The organism is Pseudomonas sp. FSL W7-0098, from assembly GCF_005930585.1.
Classification (GTDB): domain Bacteria; phylum Pseudomonadota; class Gammaproteobacteria; order Pseudomonadales; family Pseudomonadaceae; genus Aquipseudomonas; species Aquipseudomonas bubulae.
On the sequence record NZ_RXHW01000001.1, the window covers coordinates 146084 to 168352 of the forward strand.

Sequence of the window (22269 nt, forward strand, 5' to 3'; positions counted from 1 at the left end):
TCAACATGAAGTCGATGCCTTGCTGGACGCAGTCAACACTGCGCTCCAATGTTCTTGAGAATATCATTGTGATTACTAGATATTACCCTGCTCTGTTTTGTAGCGTGATGCTGTTGGCAGGTTGTAGCACTCATCTGCCCGATGTGAACGCTGTCAAATCACAACTGGCGCTGCCTGCAAAATGGCGTAATGCATTACCTGAGGGTAAAGATATAAAGCAGACACAGCATTGGTGGCGCTCATTTCAGGACCCTGACCTGGACGCTCTGGTGGAACGTGTACTGCGCAATAATAATAACCTGGCAGCGGCTGCATACAGGGTCAAAAAGGCAGAGGCACAAGCGGGTATTGTCAGGACGAATTTAACACCAGGTGTATCAAGTGGATTCAAACTGAGCAGTAGCAAGGAACTGAACAGAGGAAGTTCGGAACAAAAGGCTTTTACCAGCACATTCTCCTTGAGCTACGAGCTGGATTTATGGGGGCGTCTTGCAAAGGCTCGCGATATCTCGGCCTGGGAAGCCATGGCGACCCGGGAGGATCGTGAGCACATCGCGATGCAACTGATCGGTACAACAATGGAGCTGTACTGGCGATTAGCGTTTTTGAATGAAAGCATTGAAATTAACGACACCAGCATTGCCAGCGCCCGTTCAATCCTTGAGCTGGCACGCCTGGGTGAAGCCGTTGGGCAGGAGGGGCGTCTTCAGTCGATTCAGGCAGAGCAACAGTTAAGTGTACTGCTGGCCGATAAAACAGGGCGGCTTCAACAGCGTGAAGAAAGCCGCAATGCCTTGTTGGTTTTATTGGCGTCGCCTATGGGATGGGATGACACGATCAAGATTCGTCCAGTTCCGACTCAACCGTCTACAGCGCTACGGTCGGAGATACCTGCCCACATTCTGAGCCAGCGACCCGACATGAGGGCTGCTGAACTCAGGTTGCGCGCTCATTTCAGCAATATTGAGATCCAGCAAAGAAACCTCTATCCGGCAGTGAATCTTACGGCAGGTATCACTGGAGGAGGGACACGCGAACTGTCAAATATTCTGCGAAATCCGGTGGGTTTTTTTACGGCAGATTTACTGCTTCCGTTTTTTGAGTTCAATAAAGGCAAGTTGCAAGTTGAAATCGCCGAAGCAACGTACCAGGAGAGTATCGAGTTATACAAAAAGCAGTTGCTTGATGCACTGCAGGATGTTGAGAACGCACTGTCGGCCTATAAACAGCTCACCGATGAGGGGCTCTACCTGGCCCGTGCCCATGAATCTTCATCCCGGGCAGAGCGCATTGCTGAAATACGCTATCGCCTTGGGCAGTCGAATATAAAAGAATGGCTGGATCAACAGGATGCGAAGCGCAGTATCGAACTGCGACTGGGTAAGAGTCGCACTGATCGGTTGATTGCCATGGTCAAGTTTCATCAGTCTATCGGTGGCGGCTGCGGTGATGGATGCGCTGATGCCTTGCGATGAAAGGTACCTGGTCAGGTGCTTCAGGTTTATTTGCCGGCTGTGTGCGTTAAGTGCTCGCAGGCCTGGTTGATGTGTGAGTTTCAACTCAAGCCATGCGTTTAATTGAATTTAATGTTTTCCGGGGCCGGCCAATCCTGCTGCACGTCAACGCACAGCCATGCAAAACCTCCTGATCGCCTCGCAGGCCCGACGCAACACGGCGTCATCCAGGGCATAGGCAATTCGGATATAGGGCCCCAGGCCAAAGGCGCTGCCATGCACCACGGCTACACCGGCTTCGTCGAGCAGGGCCAGGGCCACGTCTTCATCGGTGGACAGCACCCTGCCTGCGGGCGAGGTGCGGCCGATCAGTCCGGCGCAGCAGGCGAACGCGTAGAAGGCGCCTGCCGGGCTGGTGCATTCAAGGCCCGGTATGCTGTTGAGCTGGTCGACCATCAGATCGCGGCGCTTCTGGAACGCGGTACGGCTGCTGTGGATAAAGTCCTTGGGGCCTTCCAGAGCGGCGAGAGCGGCCTGCTGCGAGATTGAGCCGGCTCCCGAAGTCTGCTGGCCTTGCAATGTTTCCATGGCTTGCAACAGCCAGCGCGGGCCTGTGGCAAAACCGATACGCCAGCCGGTCATGGCGTAGGCCTTGGACACGCCGTTCATGGTCAGGGTGCGCGCTGCCAGGCGTGGTTCAACCTGGGCCAGGGTATGGAACAGCTGATCATCGAAGATCAGGTGTTCGTAGATATCATCCGCCAGGATCAATACATGAGGATGGGCCAGCAGCACATCGGCCAGTGCCGCCAGCTCGTCGCGGCTGTACACCGCCCCCGTCGGGTTGGAGGGCGAGTTGAGGATCAGCCAGCGCGTTTGCGGGGTGATTGCCGCTGCCAGTGCCGCTGCGGTCAGCTTGAAACCGGACGCTGCGTGGCAGGTCACGAAGCAGCTTTGTGCGCCGCATAACTGAACCATCTCGGGATAACTGACCCAGTAAGGCGCCGGGATGATGACCTGATCTCCCTCATTGAGGGTCGCGGCCAGGGCATTGTAGATCACCTGTTTGCCACCGTTGCAGACCAGGGTGTCCTGCCAGCCGACATCCAGGCCGTTTTCACCACGGAATTTGGCCGCTACCGCTTCTCGCAGTGAACGTGCGCCAGCGACCTGGGTGTAGCGGGTGTGGCCCTGGCCTATGGCGCGGATTGCAGCGTCGCGCACAGGCTCGGGCGTATCGAAGTCCGGTTCGCCAGCGCACAGTGAAATGATCGTGGCGCCTTGGGCGCGGCGCTCTGCAACACGGTCGATGATCCGATAGGTGGCCGAGGGCAGGGCGCTTGCCAGGTGCCGGTTGAGCCGCTGGATATCGCTGCTCATGGGCGGTGTCTCCAGTGAGTCAGGTTCATCAGTTCGAGCGTGGAGCGGCCTTCAGTCAGTGCCTGCATCATATGGGCTTCCTTGTCGGCACGGGATTCGCCTTCGGCGAAGGTACGTGCGGCGTGTGCCTTGGGAATGATGATCACACCATCGTCGTCAGCCACCAGCAGATCCCCCGGCGCCACCTCTGCGCCGTTGAAATTGAAAGCCTGGCCTACCGAGGTGGCGCTTGCCTTGACGGTGCCTCTGACCGAGATGCCGCGGGCAAATACCGGAAACCGGCGCGCCTTCAAGGCCGCGATATCACGTACCCCGCCGTCGATGACCAGGCCGGCCACACCGGCTGCCTGTGCCGCTACGGTAAGGACTTCGCCCCAGTAACCGGCAATAAAATTACCGGTACCCACTACCAGCACACTGCCGCGGGGCACTTGTTCCAGTGCCAGGTGCAGGGCCAGGTTATCGCCAGGAGCGCATTGCAGCGGGTACGCCGGCGCGGCGATAAAGGCGCCATCCCAGATCGGGCGGATGCCGCTGTCCACGGCACAGGCCAGGTGTGATGCCTCATACAGGGTCGAACTGCCGAGGATTCTGGCCCGTTCGTGGTAGTTCAGGGGCAGGGCGAGTGTGCTCATCAGGCTTTCCTCTGCAGGCTGTGGTAGCCCAGTGCAGCGCGGGCGCTTGCAAGGGTCTGGCCTTGACTGATCAAGGTACGGATTTGCGCTTCGACGGTTTCAATCTGCCGCGCACAGGCGGCCACTTGTGCGGCATGGGCGCGGGGTACGATCACTACGCCATTGGCGTCGGCCACCACGATGTCACGGGCACAGACGCGGGCGGTGCCAATGGAAACGGGCTGGTTGATCGACTGCACCTGGACACGGTCCTTGCCGGTGCGCATAAAGCGGCCCTTGCTGAAGATCGGATAACCGTCTCCCAGCGCCTTGTTCACGTCACGGCAAACACCGTCGATAACCGTGGCAGCGATGTTTCGGCTGCCGGCGTACTGGGTCATGATGTCGCCCCATACGGTGCAGTCGGTGCGCCCGGCATTGTCGATCACCACTACGTCACCGGGCAGAACTTGCTCGATAAAGTCGCCCACGGTCCCGGCAGGCACGCTGGCCGGGACGTACTGCACCGTGAATGCCGGCCCGACAATAACCGTGCTGTAGTTGCCCAGCGGCATCACGCCCAGGCATTGACCGGGCAGGCCGAGCTTGTCCAGGGCATCGGAAACCCCCGGGGTGTCCAGGCCCTCAAACAGGGCGACCAGTGCTTGATCTTCAGGGTTCATCAGGCGTGCTCCGTGCGGATGGCTTCAAACTGGCTGTCATGCATGACTTCGGCTACGGAGCGACCGCTACGCACTGCGTCGAGCATGACTTGCTGACGCCGGGCGATGCGTTCGCCAAGATCGACGACCTGAGCGATATGGGCCTGGGGCACAAACACCGTGCCGCAGTTGTCGGCGATCACATAGTCGTCTTCGCTGACATTGACCCCGGCGACTTCGATGGTCACGGCGGCCGCTATCTGCATCACGCGATTGCGCGCACTGATCATGGTGACGCCACGGCCGTAAACCGGATAACCGATTGCCGCACTGCCATCAATATCGCGGCTGCAACCGTCAATGATGGTGCCTCGCACCTGTTTGGCGAGCGCCGCATTGGCAAGGATATCGCCCCAGCAAGAGATGCCCTCGATACCGCCGGCGATCACCAGCACCCGATCATCCGTGTTGATGTGTTCGACCACCGGGGTGATCAGGTGGGCGCTGGGCACCGTGTCGGTCTTTGCGGCCAACAGTACGGTACTGGCACGGCCAACGATCGGCGGGCAGTTCCACAGCGGCCGCAGCCCCACAGTGGCCCCTGCCAGACCAAGAAAATCCAGCGCATCGGACACGGTATTACTGTCCAGTGCCGCCAGACGCTGGAGTACAGTCCTGTCGGTCGTGCTTTTGAGCGTCATCGCGCAGCCTCAGTGGTGGTGTAGGTGCTCAGTGTCGGCGAGGCTGTTTGATAGGTATATTCCTGTTCACGTAAGCTTTGGATACGTTAAACCTATGGAAAAACCATGATCAATTTCCGTCTGATCCGTCACCTCTGGCTCTTTCTGGCCGTCGCCGAAGAGCAGAACTTCGGCCGCGCCGCCAAGCGCCTAGGCATGTCCCAGCCGCCGCTGAGCGAGCAGATCCAGGTGCTGGAGCAAGCGCTCAAGGTCAAACTGTTCGAGCGCTCGCGGCGCGGTGCCAAGCTGACGCCGGTGGGGGCGGCAATTCTGCCGGCCGTACGCAAGTTCGCCGAGCAGTTGGAGCGTCTGGAGCTGGCTGTGGATGAAGCGCTGGCGGGGCAGTCGGGGATGCTGACCATTGGCGCAATTTCCACGGCCATGTTTGATGTACTGCCGGGCCTGATCGAGCGGTTGAAGGAGGATTACCCGCACTTGACCGTCTCGGTGCGGGAAATTGACAGCGTCGAAGCGGTGCCGGCGCTGGAGGCGGGGGATATTGATCTGGCGTTTGCCCGTCTGGACGGTGATCTGGGGGACTCAATCCAGTCACTGCCGCTGCTGGAGGACCGCCTGATGCTGGCCCTGCCCAGTGATCACCCGCTGGCAGCGCGCACGCGCATCAGCCTGGCCAGCCTGTCCAATGAGCCTCTGGTGATGTTTTCGCGCAAGGTCAGCCCGGTGTATTTCGACAATCTGATTGCCACCTGCCGGGCAAGCGGTTTTTCCCCGCGGGTGTTGCACGAAGTGCGTTCCGTGGCCTCACAAATCGCCTTTGTCAGCTATGGCCAGGGCATTGCGCTGGTGCCTGCGTCCTTGAAAAAGCTGGCTCCCGCCAATGTGGTATTCCGTGCACTGAGCGAAAAGCTCAACGTGGTGACCACTGCCGTGGCATGGAATGCCAATCGGTCGAACCCGCTGATAGGGCGATCATTGCTCGTTTAAGCGCCAAGGCATGATGTTTTTGATAGGTTTGGCCTATGTAAACCTTCTGGTCTTAGGCATTTACACCAGGGCCGATGTGCCTGACATTGGTCCGCCGCCTTAACGCTTCAGGAGTCATGCCCGTGCCCGTACCCGCAACCTTTGCCCATACCCAAGTGCCGCTGGAGGTAGAGGGTGTGCACTTGACTATTGCCGCTCTTCACCGAGAAGGGGAACTGGCACCGATTGTCTTTCTGCATGGCTTCGGTTCGAGCAAGGAAGACTATGCCGATATCGCGCTGCGTGCGGAGTTCGCCGGGCATGCCTTTCTGGCCTACGATGCGCCGGGGTGTGGTGACAGCGGGTGCAGTGATCTTGCCCGGGTTTCCATCCCTTTTTTGCAGCAAACGGCGCTGCAAGTGCTCGAGCATTTCGGCATCGAACGCTTCCATCTGGTGGGCCATTCCATGGGCGGGTTGACCGCCCTGATGCTGGCCCATCAGTTCCCGCAGCGGGTACTCAGTTTTGTCGATATCGAAGGCAATATTGCCCCCGAGGACTGCTTTCTCAGCCGTCAGATCATCGACTGCCCGAGTGATGATCCTGAGCTGTTTTTTACGGCCTTTATCGAGCGTGCCCGCCATGCCCCGGCCTATGCCAGTGCCCTGTATGCCGCGAACCTGAGGCACAAGGTGCGTGTGCAAGCGGTGCGGGGGATTTTCGAATCGATGGTCGAGCTGTCCGATAACGCCAACCTGATGGGCAAGTTTCTCGGCTTGCCGTGCCCGAAGATGTTTATGTTTGGCGACCAGAACGCGTCACTGTCCTACCTGCCGCATATCGCGGCTCACGGCGTACGCCTGGGGCAGATCCCGGCTTGCGGCCACTTCCCGATGTATTCCAACCCGATTGCGATGTGGCAGCACATGGCGGATTTTTATGGGGCAATTTCAGGCTAGGGCAACGCCGCCTCCACCAGCTCGATCCAGTGCCGCACCGGGGTTCTGCCTGCACTGTCGAGGTGTGCCTGGCAGCCGATATTGGCCGTGACAATAACCTCGGGGTGCGCGCTTTCCAGTGCGTTGAGTTTGTTGTCGCGCAGTTGCCGGGACAGTTCGGGCTGGGTCAGCGAATAAGTGCCTGCCGAGCCGCAGCACAAGTGGCTGTCGGGCACCGCGGTCAGGTTGAACCCCAACCGGGTGAGAATGCCTTCAACCGCGCCGCCGAGTTTTTGCCCGTGCTGCAAGGTGCAGGGGCAGTGGAACGCCAGCCGTTGATTGCTGTGCACACCGAGGGTGTGCAGTGGCTCGTCGCGCAGCACTTCAACCAGATCCCTGGCCAGCGCACTGACCTTGGCAGCTTTTTCGGCATAGGCCGGGTCGTTGCCGAGCAGGTGGCCGTACTCCTTGATAAAGGCACCGCAGCCGCTGGCGGTTTGCACGATTGCTTCGGCCCCTCGTTCAATCCCCGGCCACCAGGCATCGATATTGCGCCGGGCGCGATCAAGTCCTGCGGCCTGGGCGTCCAGGTGGTAGTCCACTGCACCGCAGCAAGCGGCTTCTCGGGCAGGAATCACGCTGATGCCCAATCGGTCCAGCACTCGGGTCGCTGCTGCGTTGGTGTTGGGTGACAAGCTCGGTTGCACGCAGCCTTCGAGCAGCAGGACTTGCCGGACATGGCGGGTGGTAGGTCGCAGCCCGGGCGCAGGGACTTGGCCTGGCAGTTTGTCTTGCAGGCGTGCGGGCAGCCAGGGGCGCAAGATCTGACCACTGCGCAGTAGCCACCTGAACCGGCCCGCATTGGGTATGACGCTGCGCAGCCCTTGACGCAGCAAGCGTTGCCCGAGCGATCTGGGTACCTGGGCCTCAACCATTGCCCGGCCAATGTCCAGCAGGTTGTGGTAGTCGACGCCCGAGGGGCAGGTGGTTTCGCAATTGCGGCAAGACAGGCAACGGTCCAGATGCTGTCGGGTTTTCTGCGTCACCTGATTGCCTTCCAGTACCTGTTTGATCAGGTAAATACGCCCCCTCGGGCCGTCCAGTTCATCTCCGAGCAACTGATAGGTCGGACAGGTGGCGTTACAGAAACCACAGTGCACGCAACTGCGCAGGATGCGTTCAGCTTCCCCGGCGCGGGACAATTGGCGGGCCTGTTCGCTCAACGTGGTCTGCATGGTTCAAAGCTCCGCGTACAGGCGCCCGGGGTTGAAAATACCCCGCGGGTCGAGTTGTTGTTTGAGGCTACGCTGGTAGCGCATCAGAGCCTCCGGTAACGGCTGGAACGGGCTGTCGACAAGACCGTGGCTGTAGCAGGTGGCATGGCCGCCGACCTCGGTTACAACCGTGCGGATAAAGCTCGCCTCAGCATCCGACTTGAGCCAGCGCTGGGCACCGCCCCAATCGATCAACTGCTCACCGGGCAGCTCAAGTTCCGGGGTGTTGTTGGGCAAGGACAGGCGCCAGAGGGGCTGGCCCTCATCGAAGAAGCTCAATTGGTGTTCGTTGAGCCGTGTCCAGAACGAAGCGTCCAGGCGCTCGCCGCCCAGGCGTTCGTGAGCCGCCATCACCGAGCCTTCGCCACCCTCCAGGCGCAGGTGCAGGCGCTGGCCATCGTGGCAGGCAGCGCTGATCGGCAGCGGTTGCCGGCCCCATTCGGCGAGGCGCAGCAGGGCTCGCGCCGTGTCCAGTTCCAGGCTGATACTCAGGGATTGCCGCGGCTTGGGCAGCACCTTGAGTGACACTTCGGTGATGACTCCCAGTGCGCCGTAGCTGCCGGCCATCAATCGGGACAGGTCATAGCCAGCGACGTTTTTCATGACTTCGCCGCCAAAACGCAAATGCTTGCCGTGCCCGGTGATCACCCGGGTGCCGAGGACAAAGTCCCTGAGCGAACCTGACCAGGGCCGGCGCGGCCCCGACAGGCCGCTGGCAACCATGCCACCGACCGTGGCGGCACCGAAAGAGGGCGGTTCGCAGGCCAGCATTTGCCCGGCTTTATCCAGCACCTGCGCCAGCTCCATCAGAGGCGTACCGCAGCGTGCGGTGATCACCAGCTCGGTGGGGTCATAGCTGACAATGCCCCGATGGCCGCGGGTGTCGAGCACTTCACCGGGCACACTGCGGCCAAGGAAGGCTTTGCTGTTGGCGCCCTGGATACGTAGCGGGGTGGCGTATTGCAGCGCCTGATTGACCTGCTCCAGCAACAGGGCGCTGGTATCGACATTGTCTGCACTGCGCATCAGAACCGCTCCAGTTCGGGGAAGGGCAGTTGCCCCATATGCACGTGCATGGCGCCCAACTCGGCGCAGCGATGCAGGGTGGGGATGTTCTTGCCGGGGTTGAGCAAGCCGCCGGGGTCGAAGGCGGCCTTGACGGCATGAAACAGGGTCAGTTCATCGCTGTTGAACTGCGCGCACATCTGATTGATCTTCTCGCGGCCTACGCCGTGTTCGCCGGTAATGCTGCCACCGACCTTGACGCAGAGCTCAAGGATCTGGCCGCCCAGGGCTTTGGCGCGCTCGAGTTCCCCGGGCTGGTTGGCATCGAACAGAATAAGCGGGTGCATATTGCCGTCACCGGCATGAAACACATTGGCCACTCTCAGGTTGTAGTGGGTCGATAATCCGGCAATGGCCTGCAGTACACCGGGCAACTCACGGCGCGGAATGGTGCCGTCCATGCAGTAGTAATCCGGCGCAAGGCGACCTACAGCGGGAAAGGCGTTCTTGCGCCCGGCCCAGAAGCGCACCCGCTCAGCTTCGTCCCTGGCCTGGCGCACGGAGCTGGCGCCAGCCCGTTCAAGCACCTGGCGCACGCGCGCGCAATCGTCATGTACATCGGCTTCGACGCCGTCGAGTTCGCACAACAAGATGGCGTGGGCCTCGACCGGGTAACCGGCATGAATAAAATCTTCGGCGGCGCGGATGGCCAGATTGTCCATCATCTCCAGCCCTGCGGGTATGATGCCGGCGGCGATGATGTTAGCCACGGCGCGACCGGCTTTTTCAACCGAGTCGAAGGCTGCCAGCAACACTTTGGCGGTTTGCGGTTTGGGCAACAGTTTGACCGTGACCTCGGTAATGACCCCGAGCATGCCTTCGGAACCGGTAAACAGTGCCAACAGATCGAAACCGGGTGAGTCGAGGGCATCCGCCCCCAGGGTCAGGTGCTCGCCGTCAACGGTCAGTATTTCGATCTTTAGCAGGTTGTGCACGGTCAAACCGTACTTGAGGCAATGCACGCCACCGGCGTTTTCAGCGACGTTGCCACCGATCGAGCAGGCAATCTGCGAGGACGGATCCGGCGCGTAGTACAGGTCATACGGCGCCGCTGCCTGGGAAATGGCCAGGTTGCGCACACCGGGCTGAACCCGTGCAGTGCGGGCGTTGGGGTCGATATGAAGGATAGCGTTGAAGCGCGCCATTACCAGCAGCACGCCTTTTTCCAGGGGCAATGCCCCTGCGGACAAGCCGGTACCGGCCCCGCGTGCGACCACCGGCACGCGCAACTCATGGCAGATGCGCAACACGCCCTGTACCTCGTCCAGTTGGCGTGGCAGCACTACCAGCAGGGGCGTGGTGCGATAGGCGCTAAGCCCGTCGCATTCGTAGGGCTTGAGTTCTTCACGCTGATGCAGGACTTCAAGGTTTGGCAAGCGTGTGCGCAGGGTGCGCAGTAATACGGCTTTATCGACGTCCGGCAGGACGCCGTCGACGCGTTCATCGTAGAGAATGTTCATGGCGGCTCACGACACTCGATTGTTCTTATTGGAGGTCTGTTCCGTATGCAGCCTAGTCGCAAAGTGCGCCCTGTATCACTTGCAGGGTGATATCGGTGGCGCCGGTGTTGAAACCGGGGGTGATAAAAAGCGCTGTGCTACTGGCCCTTGAGGTACAAGGGCCCGCTTGCGGGGCAAAAGGTCAATAGGCCTTGGCGCTTTTGATATCGGCAATGATTTGCCGGGCGATGGCTTCGACCTGCTCCTGGGTCATGGCCGACATGACGCCTTCCCAGGCCGATGATGACGTATCGTAGGTCCGGGTCCCCAGCAACTGGCCGGTCTTCAGGTCGGTGAAGTCTGCACTTGAGTTGACCCAGGCATTCCCCACCATGATGCCTGCGCCATACCGTGCACCCGGCGTGATGTAGCGGAAGTTGCTTACTTTGATCTTGATGCCCACACCGTCTTTTCCATCAAGGCTGAGCAGTTGGGACTCAGCAAGGCGGTAGCCCTCTGCAGAGGCTTCGGCATGCAAGGCCTCCTTCCATTCTTGCTTCAGCAGGGGCCAGTCCTCGTTCTGTTGAACCTTGCTGTTGCCTTCAAAGTTGACGCGCAGGTTTTGCTTGGCCGTTGCCTGGATCGGCAGCATGGGGCTGCCACCGCTTTTAACCGAGGCCGCGCAGCCGCTCAACAGTGAAATGGCCACGGCACAGTACAGCGCAGACGAGAGTTTGGAAGCGTTCATTGAATGTCCATATTCTGGGGATGAACGCTATCTATACCGCAACGCCTCAGATTTTTCACCGGCTTTAATGGCTCTTAGCCAGTATCGGCATCAGTGAAGCGTCGCCGCCCGGCCGATTTCGCCAATCCGGATCCGGTCCAGCGCCCGATTTAGAGCATCAAGCGCGTCGATCAGGGCCTTGGCCTCGGCTTCGCGGCCATCACCCCACAGGCGTTCGGCCATTTTGTTGAGGGCCTGGATCGATTGTTCTATGCCAGCTGCCGTAACTGCCGGGTTTTCTGCGGTTTGCTTCTTGGACATGTCAAAAATTGCGCCATAAGTAATGGCTGCATACTAGCGCCGGATGCGGTTTTTTTGCCAACTGGCATCGCTGTGGAAGGTGCCTGTATCGCCACGCAGCACATAAAGGGTGGCCCTGTAGGCCGATGTCACCCGTGTGCATTGCAGGCCGCGAATCTTGTGGTACGCCCAGGCCCAGCCGTGGTTGGTTTTACTGCTCATCGGTGTGCCTGCGTTTTCATCATCTAGATCCTGAACGACATGAACCTGATTGGACTCGATTTCGCTCAGTAGTTCCCTGGCAATGACGGCGCAAACAAAATGATTTACATGAACAGTCATATGCAAGTTATTGATTTACATGATGTCAAACCTATGGCTTTGCCTGGAATTCCTCTTCATCCATGAGCACCAGTGCGCCAACGATCAGTGCACGCATGCCGCGGTCCAGCTCGGCCTCCATCTCGATTTCTTCGGCCAGGCGCTGGGCTTCTTCAACGGGCTGGCCGGTGACTGAATACACCGTGTCGGCTACGGCAATTCCGTGGAAGGCCACGGTTGCCAGCAGCCAGCGGGCCTGCGCCTTTGTAATGCCGTAGACCTGGGCGATATGGCTCTGATGCTCGTCGATCTTGGCGAGCATCGGTTGGGTCGCCGCCAACCGGCGAATCACGTAGGGCGTCAGGCCGGGGTGGGCCTTTACAAACAGGCGCACCGAGGTGGCAAACACCGTCAGGTAGTCCTTGAGTTCACCACGCTGATCGGTGTCGACCCGCGGTATCTGCCAGCGGGTGAAGATCTCTTCGGCGATCAGATTCTTCAGCGCCTCCAGATTGGCAACATGCTTGTACAGCGCCATATGACTGACCCCCAAAGCGGCAGCAACGCCGACAAAAGTGATACCCGGCAGGCCGATCTCGATGCCTGCTTCGACGATGCGCTCGCGGGTGATGGTGCGAGGACGCCCGCGGGTCGCGGGTGGTTGTGAGGCGTTCATGGCCGTTCCTTGATCGGTGAGGAGTGTCTTGTAGCTGTCTTGTCAGCATTTCGCAAATTAGTTTATAGTCATGCAACTAATTAAGGTTCTCATTTGCGAGCCACTATCAGTTGCGCACACACCCCCCTTGTTTGCGCTTAACCGGAATGCCAGTGGCCTTCCATTCTTATGACATTGCGGATGTTTGACTGGCATGGAAACTCCTCACACGGCTGCGGCCACACCCAAGATGCGTGGCCCTGTCAGCCAGGTGCTTCACCCGATTCGTGGGCGGCTGCTGATTGCCGCCCTGCTTGCGGGCGTTGGCGCCATGCTGACGCTGGTACCGCTGGCAGGTATTGCGCATGTCGCCGGGCTGGTTCTGGGTGACAACGCAATCACTGCTCATGAGGTGTGGCGGGCAGTAGGTATCGGCGTGGCGAGTCTGTGCGCGGGCATGTTGTTGATATCCACCGGGGAGCTGCTGGCCCATCTGGCGGATAACCGTATTACCCACCACCTGCGCCTGGCCATTGTGCAGCGCCTGAGCCGCGTGCCCTTGGGCTGGTTCACCAGCCGGGGCTCGGGTGAGGTCAAGCAGGCGATGCAGGATGACATCAATACCCTGCACAGCCTGACGGCGCATTTCTACACCACCGTGGGGCGAGCGGTCGGCGCCATTGTGTTCTCGCTGGTCTACCTGTTTGTAATGGACTGGCGCATGGCAATTGTCTCGATCCTGCCGTTCCCGGGGTTCTTCCTGTTTTTTACCCGCGCCATGAAAGCCAGCGAGAGCAACATGCAGGCGTTTGTCGAGGGCATGGGGCGTATCGACAATGCCGTGGTCGAGTTCGTCAATGGCATCCCGGTAGTGAAGTCGTTCGGGGCTGTCGGCAAGGCACACGGCAGTTACCGTGAGGCCGTCGATGCCTTCGCCCGGGCTTTTGTCGGTTTCACTCGCCCGCTGGTGGGTTCGATGGCCAATGCCAACGCAATGATCGCGCCGGTCGCGGTGCTGGGCGGCGTGCTGGCGTTCGGCACCCTGTTCGTGGCACTGGGCTGGATCGCTGCGCTGGATGTGCTGCCGTTCGCCCTGGTGACTCCGGGCCTGTGTGGCCCCTTGCTGTTGCTGCACTACATCACCCATGACCTCAACAATGCAGTGGGTGCGGCCCGGCGTGTGCAGGCCCTGCTCGATACACCGGTGCTGGAGCAACCGGCACCGGGCATGCAGCAGATGCCCCGGGGCAGCGAAATTGGTTTTGAGCACGTTGGCTACTGCTATGAAAGCGCGGGCCGGGGGCTGGCGGACATCAACCTGGTTCTCAAACCCGGCACGACCACCGCTGTGGTGGGGTGCTCCGGCGCCGGCAAGTCAACCCTGGCGCGCCTGCTGCTGCGTTTTTTTGACCCGACGCAAGGGCGTATCACCCTGGGGGGTGTGGATCTGCGTCAGATTGAGACGGCAACCCTGTACCGGCATATCGGTTTTGTATTGCAGGAGGTACGGCTGATCCACGCCAGTGTGCACGACAACATTGCCCTGGGCAGACCAACGGCCACCCGCCAGCAGATTGAGGATGCTGCGCGCACGGCCAATATCCATGCGCGCATTGTTGCCCTGCCGCGTGGCTATGACTCGGTGGTGGGTGAGGATGCGCAGTTTTCCGGCGGTGAGTTGCAGCGGGTGAGCATCGCCCGTGCCGTGTTGCTCGATCCGCCCGTGCTGGTGCTCGACGAGGCCACGGCGGCGGCGGATGCCGAAAGTGAAGTGGCCATCCAGGATGCACTCTCGCGTTTTGCCGGCGGCCGCACCTTGCTGGTCATCGCGCACCGGCTCGACACCGTGATGCACGCAGACCAGATCATCGTGCTCGACAACGGCACGATTCACGAGCAGGGCACCCACGGCGAACTGCTTGCCCGCAAGGGCCTTTATGCCCGCCTGTGGGCGCAGGGCGACTACTCATTCTCTGCAGAACTGGCGGTGCCGTCATGCTGAAACCCTTGTTAGAACTGTTGGGCGACGACGCGCCCGTGCTGCATCGTTATGTCTGGATGGCAGTGTTTTATGGTTTGCTCAGCGGGCTGACACTCACCACCCTGGTACCGGTGCTGGGGCATTTGCTCGCTAACGATCTACGAGGTGCAGCATTGTGGCTGCTGTTGACGCTTGCCGGCATGGCTGTGTGCTGGGCCTGCCGGCGCCGGGTGGAGCGCGCCGGTGTCGCGGTGGGCGTGGCCCTTTTGCAGGGGGCGCGCCAGCGCATCGGCGACCATGTGGCGCGATTGCCCCTGGGCTGGTTTACGACGCAGAACACCGGCCATCTGGGGCATGTAATTACCCAGGGCATGATGGCGGTGGCGCAGTTGCCGGCGCACGTTTTCACCCCTGTGATCAGTGGCGCGGTGACGCCTTTGGTGATCGTCGCCGCACTGTTTGCCGTGCATTGGCCACTGGGGCTGATTGCGCTGCTGGGGCTTGCGGTACTGGCAGGGGCGCTGCTGTTGAGCGCGCGCCTGGGGCAGCGTACTGACCGGGCTTTCCAGCGGCACTTCGCGGATGCCAGCCAGCGCATGGTCGAGTTTGCCCAGGCGCAATCGGTACTGCGCGCGTTCAATGGCGAAGGGGGCGGGACGCAGTTGCTGGAACAGGCGCTCGAGCGCCAGCGCCAGTCCGGGCTGCGCCTGATCTATCAGTCATCGCTTTCGGTGGTACTCAATACCTGGGTCGTGCAGGTGATCTTTGCGGCCCTGTTGATCGCAGCCGCCTTGTGGCTTAACGGGCTGATGGGCGACACGCGGGATAACGCTTCGGTGATTGCGGTAGTCGTTGCGCTGTTGTTGAGCAGCCGCTATATCGAGCCGTTGCTGGACGTGGCCGGTTATGCCGAGATCCTGCGCAGTGCCAGCGGTCAACTTGACGCGGTGCAGGCCATCTTTGCCGCCCGGCCCTTGCCGGAGCCGGATCAGCCACAACCGCCACGGGATGGCTCTATAGAGTTGCGCGCAGTGAGCATGGCTTACGCGCCCGATCAACCCGATGTGCTGCATGATGTCAGCCTGCGTATTGAGCCGGGCAGCATGACAGCGTTGATCGGTGCTTCGGGCTCGGGCAAGACCACGCTGGTACGGCTGATCGCACGGTTTTTCGATGCGCGCGAAGGGTGCGTGCTCGTGGGTGGTGTGGATGTGCGGCACATGTCCGACAGCCAGTTGGCGGGTCAGATCAGTCAGATATTCCAGGACTGTTACCTGTTTCAGGGCAGCATTGCCGACAACATCCGCATCGGCAAACCCACCGCCAATGCTGACGAAATCCTCGAGGCGGCGCAGCAGGCCGGGCTTGGCGAACTTGTCGGGCGCTTGCCGCAAGGCCTCGACACACCGGTGGGCGAGGGTGGTGCACGGCTGTCGGGCGGTGAGCGCCAGCGTATTGCAATTGCACGCGCACTGATCAAGGAGGCGGCCATCTTGCTGGTGGATGAAGCCACTGCGGCGCTGGATGCCGAGAATCAGCACGTGATCGCCCGGACACTGGCCAGGTTGCGCGGGCAGCGCACGCTGGTGGTCATTGCGCATCAACTGGCTACGGTGTCGATGGCCGACCGGATCGTGGTACTGGATCACGGCCGGGTGGCCGAGCAGGGCACGCCCGCGGCATTGCTTGCCGCCAAGGGGCGTTACGCGAAGTTTCTTGAACAGCGTCGGGCTGCCAAGGGTTGGCGGGTGGCAAGCGGCAGTGAGCTGCAATGATGCGGGCACGATGGCTAGGGGTATTTGCCATGCTCTGCGTCACATCACTGCTGGTGGGGGCCCGGCAACTGGAGTGGTCGCAGCTGTGGTCCTTGTCGGGCGATGCCTGGCTGACGCTCACGGCCAGCCGCTTGCCGCGCCTGGCGGCGCTGGTGCTGACCGGGGCTGGCCTGGCAGTGTGCGGGGTGATCCTGCAACACATCGTGCACAACAAGTTCGTCGAGCCAGGCACTTCGGGCGGGCTGGATGCGGCCAGGCTCGGCATCCTGGTATCGCTGGCTGCGGTGCCCGGCGCCGGCATGACAGGGCGCATGCTGTTTGCGCTGGTGTTTTGTTTCGCCTCGGGGCTGATATTTGTCGTGATCATCCGCCGGATCCGATTCAAAAACACGGTGCTGGTGCCGGTCATCGGCCTGATGTATGGCGGCGTGCTGAGCGCCATTGCCGAGTTCTACGCCTACCACCACAACATCATGCAAAGCATGCAGGGCTGGCTGCTGGGCGACTTTTCCAGGGTGGTGCAGGGCAGCTACGAGATCATCTACCTGATCTTGCCGATTGTTGCCCTGGCCTATCTGTATGCCCACCGTTTCACCGTGCTGGGCATGGGTGAGGGCATGGCTACAAGCCTGGGCCTGAACTACTCGGCAAACGTTGCCCTGGGCTTGCTGCTGGTGGCGGTCACAGTATCAGCCACGGTCATCACGGTAGGGGCGATTCCTTTTGTCGGACTGGTCATTCCCAACCTGGTGGCGCTGCGTTATGGCGACCACCTGGGCCGTACGCTGCCCATCGTTGCCCTGGGCGGCGCGTCAATGCTGCTGGTGTGCGACATCCTCGGACGGCTGCTGATTTACCCGTTTGAAGTGCCCATCGGCTTGATGGCAGGCAGCGTGGGCGGTGTGCTGTTCCTGGCACTGATCATCTGGAGGCACCGATGAGGCGTCTGCAACCCCGGCATGGGGTATGGGTTCTGGTGGCGGCCCTGGCGCTGACCTTCGTGTTGTTGGGGTCGGGCATGGATTTTGATTATGTAATCCCCAAGCGGATCGCCCGGCTTATGGCCATGGTGATTGGCGGTGTGTGCATCGCCTGGTCGTCGATCACGTTCCAGACCCTCACCGGCAACCGGATACTGACCCCGGCAATCATGGGCTACGAGGCCATTTACCTGCTGTTGCAAGCCTTGCTGGTGTTGTTGCTGGGCACCGGCAGTGCGGTGTTACTGGGCAGTAACGGCAACTTTCTGGTGTCTGTGCTGCTGTTGCTTGGCTACTCGTGGCTTATCCATCGTTACCTGCTGCGCAACGGCAAGAGCAACGTGTATTTCCTGCTGTTGGTCGGGCTGGTGCTGACGATGGTGATAGGCACGTTCACCCAGTTTGTCCAGCTCAAGGTCAGCCCCGGCGAGTTTTCGGTTTTGCAGGGTTTCAGCCTGGCTTCGTTCAACCGCGTCCAGCCGCAGCAGTTGCTGATTGCGGGGCTGCTGGTGGGCGCCGTGTGCCTGGTGGGCAGCAGAACCTTGGCAACCCTCGATGTGCTGGCGCTGGGGCGCGACCAGGCCATGTCCCTGGGGGTCGATTACCGGCGCAGCGTGCGCCTGCACCTGGCGCTGATTGCGGCACTGGTGGCGGTCTCAACCAGCCTGCTGGGGCCCACGGCATTTATGGGCATCTTCGTGGCGAACATCACCTATGCGCTGGCCCGCACCTTCAGGCACCGGGTCACGCTGGCGCTGGGCAGCGTGATTGCCATCGGCATTTTCATCGTTGCGCAACTGCTGGTCGAGCATGTCTTCAACTACAAAACCACCGTCGGCATTCTCGTCAACCTGGTCTGCGGCGGGTATTTCCTGGTGTTGATGGTGCGTACCCGAGGAGCTCCATGATCACTGTTCACGGCATCCATAAAACCTATGGCAGCAAGACCGTACTACGCGGTGTCGACGCGAGTTTCCCGCCCCGGCAACTGACGGCGCTGATCGGCCCCAACGGCGCGGGCAAAACCACGCTGTTGATGATGATAGCGCGGCTGATGGAGCCCACGGCCGGTGAAGTACGCATCGAGGGGCGTGGGGTCGCGGGTATCGCGATTGGCGATTACGCCAGGCGCGTGGCCACTTTGCGCCAGTCACCGGACTTCAACCTGCGCCTTCGGGTGGAGGAACTGGTTGCCTTCGGGCGCTTCCCATACAGCCGCGGTGTGTTGACCGGCGAAGATCAACGGATCATCGACGAGGCCATCGCCTTTCTGTCGCTGCAAGCGCTGCGCCATGCCTACCTCGACGAACTCAGCGGCGGGCAGCGGCAGATGGCCTTTCTGGCCATGACCATCGCCCAGCAAACCGATTGCCTGCTGCTCGATGAGCCGCTGAACAACCTCGATATCAAGCACGCCGTACAGATTATGCGGGCGCTGCGCCGCTTGTGCGACGAACAGGGGCGCACGGTGATTCTGGTGGTGCATGACATCAACTTTGCCGCCAGCTACTGCGATCACTTCGTTGCGATGAAGGCGGGCGCGGTGCATTGCGCCGGCAGCGTTGACGAGGTGATCACTGAAGCGCGGCTGGGCGAACTCTACGGGCTGGACTTCGAGATCACCCACAGCCCGCGCGGTCGCCTGTGCAACTACTTCAACCCCCTGGAAAGAGACGCGAAATGATGATCCACAACAAAGATCGGTTATGGCCGTTGGCCCTGCTGCTCGGCGCGGCCGTGGCAGTGCAGGGCTGCAATGACAAACCGGCAGAGCCCCCACGGGCCGCCACCGCTGTGCAAGCCGTGCAGACGCCTTTTGCGCCGCTTACGGTGCAACACCAGTTGGGCACCACGGTCATTGAACGTGTACCGCAGCGGGTGGTTGCACTGGACATGAATGAAGTCGACTTCCTCGATCAACTGGGTGTCCCCGTGGCGGGCATGCCCAAGGATTTCATCCCGCACTTTCTCGCCCGCTATCGGGATGCACCGGGTGTCGAGGATCTGGGGTCGATTGTGCAGCCCAACCTGGAACGGGTACATGCCGCCAGGCCGGACCTGATCCTGATCACCTCACTGCAGGCCAACCACTATCAAGCCTTGAGCGAGATGGCCGCGACCGTTCATTTCGATGTCGATTATCGTGACAGCGAGACCCGCCATATCGAGGTTATCAGGCAGCACCTGCTGACCCTGGGGCAGATGTTCGCCAAACAGGGGCTCGCGCAGGAAAAAGCCCGGGCACTGGACGCGAAAGTCGAGGAGGCGAGAGGCATCACCCGCGGGCGCCCTGAAAAAGCGCTGGTGGTGCTGCATAACAACGGCGCGTTCAGCTCCTTCGGCGTGCAGTCGCGCTACGGCTTTATTTTCACCGGCCTGGGCGTCAAACCCGCCAGCCCTACGGCAGAGGCGGGGCTGCATGGGCAACCGGTATCCAGCGAATTTATCCAGCAGGCCAACCCCGACATCATCTACATCGTGGACCGTACGGCGGTAATGGAACACCGCCCGGCAATGGCTATCGAGAGCCTGGGCAACCCGTTGCTGCGCCAGACCAACGCCTGGAAAAACGGCCGGGTGATCGTTGTCGATCCCCAGGCCTGGTACGTCACAGGTGCCAGTCCGACCGCCCTGAAACTGGTAATCGACGATGTCATCAAGGGCTATCAGGGCTAACGCCTGAAGGCGGCTGCCAGGCATTTTTCTGGCCATATAACGATTCTCATTAGAACCATTCCTTAGATTCAGATTAACAAAAACCATTCCCTGCCAGTCCAACGGAGTCTTCACGTGAGTCACTGTCATTTTCCTACCCGCATTGCGCCCCCGCGCGCAGTTTTTGCCCTGAACCGTACCGCCACGGCGGTACATGCCATGTTGCTGACGCTGGCCATGACAAGCCTGGCAGCCGATGCCGAGACCATCCCCGACGAGAAAGAACCCGGCGCATCAACGCTGCCTGCCACGATGGTTGAGGGCCATATGGCCACCCCGGCCGACTTGCCGCCCGGTTACGCAGGCGGGCAGGTGGCCTATGGCAGCCGGGTTGGGCTGCTGGGCAACAAGGACTTTATGGAAACCCCGTTCAGTACCATCAGCTATACGGAGCAGTACATTGCCGACCGTCAGGCGCAGAACATCACCCAGGTGATTGCCGCGACCGATCCCTCGGTGTTCAGCAACGGCCTGACCGGGACCTTCAGTGAGAACTACTCTATCCGTGGCTTCGCCAGCAATATCAGCGACGTGATGATGGGCGGGCTGTTTGGGGTGGCCCCGTATTACCGGATTTCACCGGAAATGTATGAGCGTATCGAAGTGCTCAAGGGCCCGTCGGCCTTGCTCAATGGCATGCCGCCGGGAGGCTCGGTCGGAGGGGCGGTCAACCTGGTACCCAAACGGGCCGGCGACGAACCGCTGACACGGCTGACGGGCACCTATATGTCCGATGCGCAGTTCGGTGGCCATCTCGATGTGGGCCGGCGCTTCGGTGAAGACCAGCAATTCGGCGTACGCTTCAACGGTGTGTACCGTGACGGTGACGGCGCAATCAACCACCAGCGGCAGAAAGCCGAGCTCACGTCCCTGGGCCTGGACTGGCGCGGTGAACGCGTGCGGCTGTCTGCCGACCTGTATCAAAGTGAAGACCGTGTGCGCGGGCAGAACCGCGGTATCAACCTGGCTTCCGGCGTGGCCGTGCCCAAACCGCCCAAGGCCGACACCCTGCTCAACCCTGACTGGGCCTATGTGCAAACCACGGACCGGGGGGCCATCGTGCGCGGTGAGTTCGACCTGAGCGACAACCTGATGGCTTATGCGGCGTATGGCATGAGCACAACCCATTACGAGTACAGCGGCACCATGATGGCGACGGTGTTCAACGACGCGGGTGACTTCAAGACCTCCATGGGCCAGCTGAAAATGGACCTGGAGAAAACCTCCGGCGAGGTCGGCCTCAAGGGCAACCTGCAGACTGGCGCGATCAAGCATCAATGGACCCTCAATGCCACACACTACGGCGACACTCAAAAGGACTACGGGCGCCGCTCGGTGCCGGGCGCGGACTGGGTCACCAACATCTACCACCCACAGTGGGGGCCAGCTGCGGCCAAGAGCTTCCCGTACATTGCCCATACCAAGAGCCGCCTGACCAGCTATGGCCTGGCCGATACACTGTCGGTTCTCGAAGACCGGGTGCAACTGACCCTGGGTGTACGTCGCCAGCAAGTGCTGACCGACAGCTTCAGCACATCCACCGGCGCACGCACCAACCGCTATGACGAAGGCGCCACCACCCCGGCAGCGGCACTGCTGGTCAAGATCACCGACCAGGTGTCGGTGTATGCCAACTACATCGAAGGCCTGAGCGAGGGCGCGGCGGCACCGATGACGGCGAAAAACTTCGGTGACGTGTTCGCCCCCTACAAGTCCAAGCAGAAGGAAGTAGGCCTCAAGGTAGACCTCGGTGACTTCACCCACACTCTGAGCCTGTATGAAATTACCCGCCCCAGCAGCTACCTGGACCCGGATACCAATATCTTTTCCTTTGGTGGCGAGCAGCGTAACCGAGGGGTCGAGTGGGGCTTTTTCGGCTCGCCGCTGCACGACGTACGCCTGATGGGCGGTGTGGCCCATGTCGACCCGAAAATCACCAAGGCCCAGGGCGGCACCAACGAGGGCAAGACCGCCATTGGCCAGCCCCGGCTGCAGGGCAAGCTGGGTGTGGAATGGGACACCCCGGTCATCGAAGGCCTGACACTGACGGCCAACGCCACCTCGGTGTCCAAGCAATACATCAGCGCCGATAATACCCAGTCGATACCGGGCTACACGGTCTACGACCTGGGCACACGCTACAGCACCCGGGTGGCCAGCCAACCGGTGACGTTGCGTGGGAGTGTGAACAACGTGACCAACAAGGCCTATTGGGGGACGCCGCTGTTGTCCAGCCTGGGCCTGGGTGCGCCGCGTACCTTTGAGTTGTCCGCGACCATTGACTTCTAAAGGCGGGCCGCCAGATATCGAATAAAAAAGCCCGAC

At 60.8% G+C, this 22269-nt stretch carries 20 protein-coding genes and 1 pseudogene; 10 read left to right on the plus strand and 11 right to left on the minus strand.

What is annotated here, in order from left to right:
* The first annotated feature begins 5 nt into the window (after positions 1-5).
* On the plus strand, positions 6-1475 hold the full coding sequence (locus FHL07_RS00730; protein ID WP_138737945.1) for an efflux transporter outer membrane subunit: 1470 nt from the start codon (positions 6-8) through the stop codon (positions 1473-1475).
* A 144-nt stretch (positions 1476-1619) separates the two neighbouring features.
* Here FHL07_RS00730 and FHL07_RS00735 read toward each other — a convergent pair whose 3' ends face one another.
* From FHL07_RS00735 to FHL07_RS00750, 4 genes are read right to left on the minus strand one after another with little or no spacing between them, the layout of a single operon-like run.
* Entirely contained in the window at positions 1620-2834 is a 1215-nt protein-coding gene (locus FHL07_RS00735) for a pyridoxal phosphate-dependent aminotransferase (RefSeq protein WP_095018514.1), read from the minus strand.
* Positions 2831-3469 carry an RraA family protein gene (locus tag FHL07_RS00740; RefSeq protein WP_095019876.1) on the minus strand — a complete coding sequence of 213 codons (639 nt, stop codon included), beginning with the start codon at positions 3467-3469 and terminating at the stop codon, positions 2831-2833. The genes FHL07_RS00735 and FHL07_RS00740 overlap by 4 nt, the downstream gene beginning before the upstream one ends.
* Positions 3469-4131, minus strand: a complete 663-nt coding sequence (locus tag FHL07_RS00745) for an RraA family protein (protein WP_095000123.1) — start codon at positions 4129-4131, stop codon at positions 3469-3471. The genes FHL07_RS00740 and FHL07_RS00745 overlap by 1 nt, the downstream gene beginning before the upstream one ends.
* Complete coding sequence (locus FHL07_RS00750) at positions 4131-4811, minus strand: RraA family protein (protein ID WP_095018515.1); 681 nt, start codon at positions 4809-4811, stop codon at positions 4131-4133. Before FHL07_RS00750 ends, FHL07_RS00745 begins: the two co-directional genes overlap by 1 nt.
* A 105-nt stretch (positions 4812-4916) precedes the next feature.
* On the opposite strand from FHL07_RS00750, the pseudogene FHL07_RS00755 reads away from it, so the two are divergent.
* Positions 4917-5809 (plus strand): annotated as a pseudogene (locus FHL07_RS00755) (LysR family transcriptional regulator).
* 108 nt (positions 5810-5917) lie between these two features.
* The gene (locus FHL07_RS00760) at positions 5918-6733 is read left to right on the plus strand and encodes an alpha/beta fold hydrolase (protein WP_240055604.1); all 816 of its coding nucleotides are present in this window, start codon (positions 5918-5920) and stop codon (positions 6731-6733) included.
* On the opposite strand, the gene glcF is transcribed toward FHL07_RS00760, so the two are convergent.
* The 7 genes from glcF to FHL07_RS00790 all read right to left on the minus strand — a co-directional run bounded on the left by glcF (position 6730) and on the right by FHL07_RS00790 (position 12514).
* Entirely contained in the window at positions 6730-7947 is a 1218-nt protein-coding gene (gene glcF, locus FHL07_RS00765; RefSeq protein ID WP_138737947.1) for a glycolate oxidase subunit GlcF, read from the minus strand. The two genes, FHL07_RS00760 and glcF, sit on opposite strands and share 4 nt — an antisense overlap.
* A 3-nt stretch (positions 7948-7950) precedes the next feature.
* Positions 7951-9012: a glycolate oxidase subunit GlcE gene (gene glcE / locus FHL07_RS00770; RefSeq protein WP_095023355.1), complete on the minus strand. Its 1062-nt coding sequence runs from the start codon at positions 9010-9012 to the stop codon at positions 7951-7953.
* Positions 9012-10511 (minus strand): glycolate oxidase subunit GlcD, encoded by a 1500-nt coding sequence (gene glcD, locus FHL07_RS00775; protein ID WP_138737948.1) that lies wholly within the window; start codon positions 10509-10511, stop codon positions 9012-9014. Before glcD ends, glcE begins: the two co-directional genes overlap by 1 nt.
* Positions 10512-10692: 181 nt before the next feature.
* Positions 10693-11238 carry a DUF4410 domain-containing protein gene (locus FHL07_RS00780; RefSeq protein ID WP_095018520.1) on the minus strand — a complete coding sequence of 182 codons (546 nt, stop codon included), beginning with the start codon at positions 11236-11238 and terminating at the stop codon, positions 10693-10695.
* A gap of 90 nt (positions 11239-11328) precedes the next feature.
* Positions 11329-11538 carry a hypothetical protein gene (locus FHL07_RS00785; RefSeq protein WP_138737949.1) on the minus strand — a complete coding sequence of 70 codons (210 nt, stop codon included), beginning with the start codon at positions 11536-11538 and terminating at the stop codon, positions 11329-11331.
* A gap of 33 nt (positions 11539-11571) precedes the next feature.
* Entirely contained in the window at positions 11572-11739 is a 168-nt protein-coding gene (locus tag FHL07_RS23575) for a hypothetical protein (RefSeq protein ID WP_165446467.1), read from the minus strand.
* A 151-nt stretch (positions 11740-11890) separates the two neighbouring features.
* Entirely contained in the window at positions 11891-12514 is a 624-nt protein-coding gene (locus FHL07_RS00790) for a TetR/AcrR family transcriptional regulator (RefSeq protein ID WP_138737950.1), read from the minus strand.
* 193 nt (positions 12515-12707) lie between these two features.
* On the opposite strand from FHL07_RS00790, the gene FHL07_RS00795 reads away from it, so the two are divergent.
* The 7 genes from FHL07_RS00795 to FHL07_RS00825 all read left to right on the plus strand — a co-directional run bounded on the left by FHL07_RS00795 (position 12708) and on the right by FHL07_RS00825 (position 22233).
* A complete protein-coding gene (locus FHL07_RS00795) occupies positions 12708-14495 on the plus strand; it encodes an ABC transporter ATP-binding protein (RefSeq protein WP_138737951.1) in 1788 nt (595 codons plus the stop codon).
* Positions 14489-16249 (plus strand): ABC transporter ATP-binding protein, encoded by a 1761-nt coding sequence (locus tag FHL07_RS00800; protein ID WP_138737952.1) that lies wholly within the window; start codon positions 14489-14491, stop codon positions 16247-16249. The genes FHL07_RS00795 and FHL07_RS00800 overlap by 7 nt, the downstream gene beginning before the upstream one ends.
* A complete protein-coding gene (locus tag FHL07_RS00805; RefSeq protein ID WP_138738086.1) occupies positions 16249-17190 on the plus strand; it encodes an ABC transporter permease in 942 nt (313 codons plus the stop codon). Before FHL07_RS00800 ends, FHL07_RS00805 begins: the two co-directional genes overlap by 1 nt.
* Positions 17187-18137: an iron chelate uptake ABC transporter family permease subunit gene (locus tag FHL07_RS00810; protein WP_095024638.1), complete on the plus strand. Its 951-nt coding sequence runs from the start codon at positions 17187-17189 to the stop codon at positions 18135-18137. The genes FHL07_RS00805 and FHL07_RS00810 overlap by 4 nt, the downstream gene beginning before the upstream one ends.
* Positions 18134-18913: an iron ABC transporter ATP-binding protein gene (locus FHL07_RS00815; protein WP_138737953.1), complete on the plus strand. Its 780-nt coding sequence runs from the start codon at positions 18134-18136 to the stop codon at positions 18911-18913. Before FHL07_RS00810 ends, FHL07_RS00815 begins: the two co-directional genes overlap by 4 nt.
* Positions 18910-19905: a siderophore ABC transporter substrate-binding protein gene (locus FHL07_RS00820; RefSeq protein ID WP_138737954.1), complete on the plus strand. Its 996-nt coding sequence runs from the start codon at positions 18910-18912 to the stop codon at positions 19903-19905. The genes FHL07_RS00815 and FHL07_RS00820 overlap by 4 nt, the downstream gene beginning before the upstream one ends.
* A 114-nt stretch (positions 19906-20019) precedes the next feature.
* A complete protein-coding gene (locus FHL07_RS00825) occupies positions 20020-22233 on the plus strand; it encodes a TonB-dependent receptor (protein WP_138737955.1) in 2214 nt (737 codons plus the stop codon).
* Positions 22234-22269: the final 36 nt, after the last annotated feature.

Excerpts from the sequence above, each read along its gene's own strand:
- FHL07_RS00745 (WP_095000123.1), bottom strand. The coding sequence starts at position 4,131 with ATGAACCCTGAAGATCAAGCACTGGTCGCCCTGTTTGAGGGCCTGGAC.
- FHL07_RS00820 (WP_138737954.1), top strand. The coding sequence starts at position 18,910 with ATGATGATCCACAACAAAGATCGGTTATGGCCGTTGGCCCTGCTGCTC.
- FHL07_RS00810 (WP_095024638.1), top strand. The coding sequence starts at position 17,187 with ATGAGGCGTCTGCAACCCCGGCATGGGGTATGGGTTCTGGTGGCGGCC.
- FHL07_RS00735 (WP_095018514.1), bottom strand. The coding sequence starts at position 2,834 with ATGAGCAGCGATATCCAGCGGCTCAACCGGCACCTGGCAAGCGCCCTG.
- FHL07_RS00780 (WP_095018520.1), bottom strand. The coding sequence starts at position 11,238 with ATGAACGCTTCCAAACTCTCGTCTGCGCTGTACTGTGCCGTGGCCATT.
- FHL07_RS00730 (WP_138737945.1), top strand. The coding sequence starts at position 6 with ATGAAGTCGATGCCTTGCTGGACGCAGTCAACACTGCGCTCCAATGTT.
- FHL07_RS00785 (WP_138737949.1), bottom strand. The coding sequence starts at position 11,538 with ATGTCCAAGAAGCAAACCGCAGAAAACCCGGCAGTTACGGCAGCTGGC.
- FHL07_RS00805 (WP_138738086.1), top strand. The coding sequence starts at position 16,249 with ATGCGGGCACGATGGCTAGGGGTATTTGCCATGCTCTGCGTCACATCA.
- glcF (WP_138737947.1), bottom strand. The coding sequence starts at position 7,947 with ATGCAGACCACGTTGAGCGAACAGGCCCGCCAATTGTCCCGCGCCGGG.
- FHL07_RS00795 (WP_138737951.1), top strand. The coding sequence starts at position 12,708 with ATGGAAACTCCTCACACGGCTGCGGCCACACCCAAGATGCGTGGCCCT.
- FHL07_RS00750 (WP_095018515.1), bottom strand. The coding sequence starts at position 4,811 with ATGACGCTCAAAAGCACGACCGACAGGACTGTACTCCAGCGTCTGGCG.
- FHL07_RS00790 (WP_138737950.1), bottom strand. The coding sequence starts at position 12,514 with ATGAACGCCTCACAACCACCCGCGACCCGCGGGCGTCCTCGCACCATC.
- glcE (WP_095023355.1), bottom strand. The coding sequence starts at position 9,012 with ATGCGCAGTGCAGACAATGTCGATACCAGCGCCCTGTTGCTGGAGCAG.
- FHL07_RS23575 (WP_165446467.1), bottom strand. The coding sequence starts at position 11,739 with ATGAGCAGTAAAACCAACCACGGCTGGGCCTGGGCGTACCACAAGATT.
- FHL07_RS00800 (WP_138737952.1), top strand. The coding sequence starts at position 14,489 with ATGCTGAAACCCTTGTTAGAACTGTTGGGCGACGACGCGCCCGTGCTG.
- FHL07_RS00740 (WP_095019876.1), bottom strand. The coding sequence starts at position 3,469 with ATGAGCACACTCGCCCTGCCCCTGAACTACCACGAACGGGCCAGAATC.
- FHL07_RS00815 (WP_138737953.1), top strand. The coding sequence starts at position 18,134 with ATGATCACTGTTCACGGCATCCATAAAACCTATGGCAGCAAGACCGTA.
- glcD (WP_138737948.1), bottom strand. The coding sequence starts at position 10,511 with ATGAACATTCTCTACGATGAACGCGTCGACGGCGTCCTGCCGGACGTC.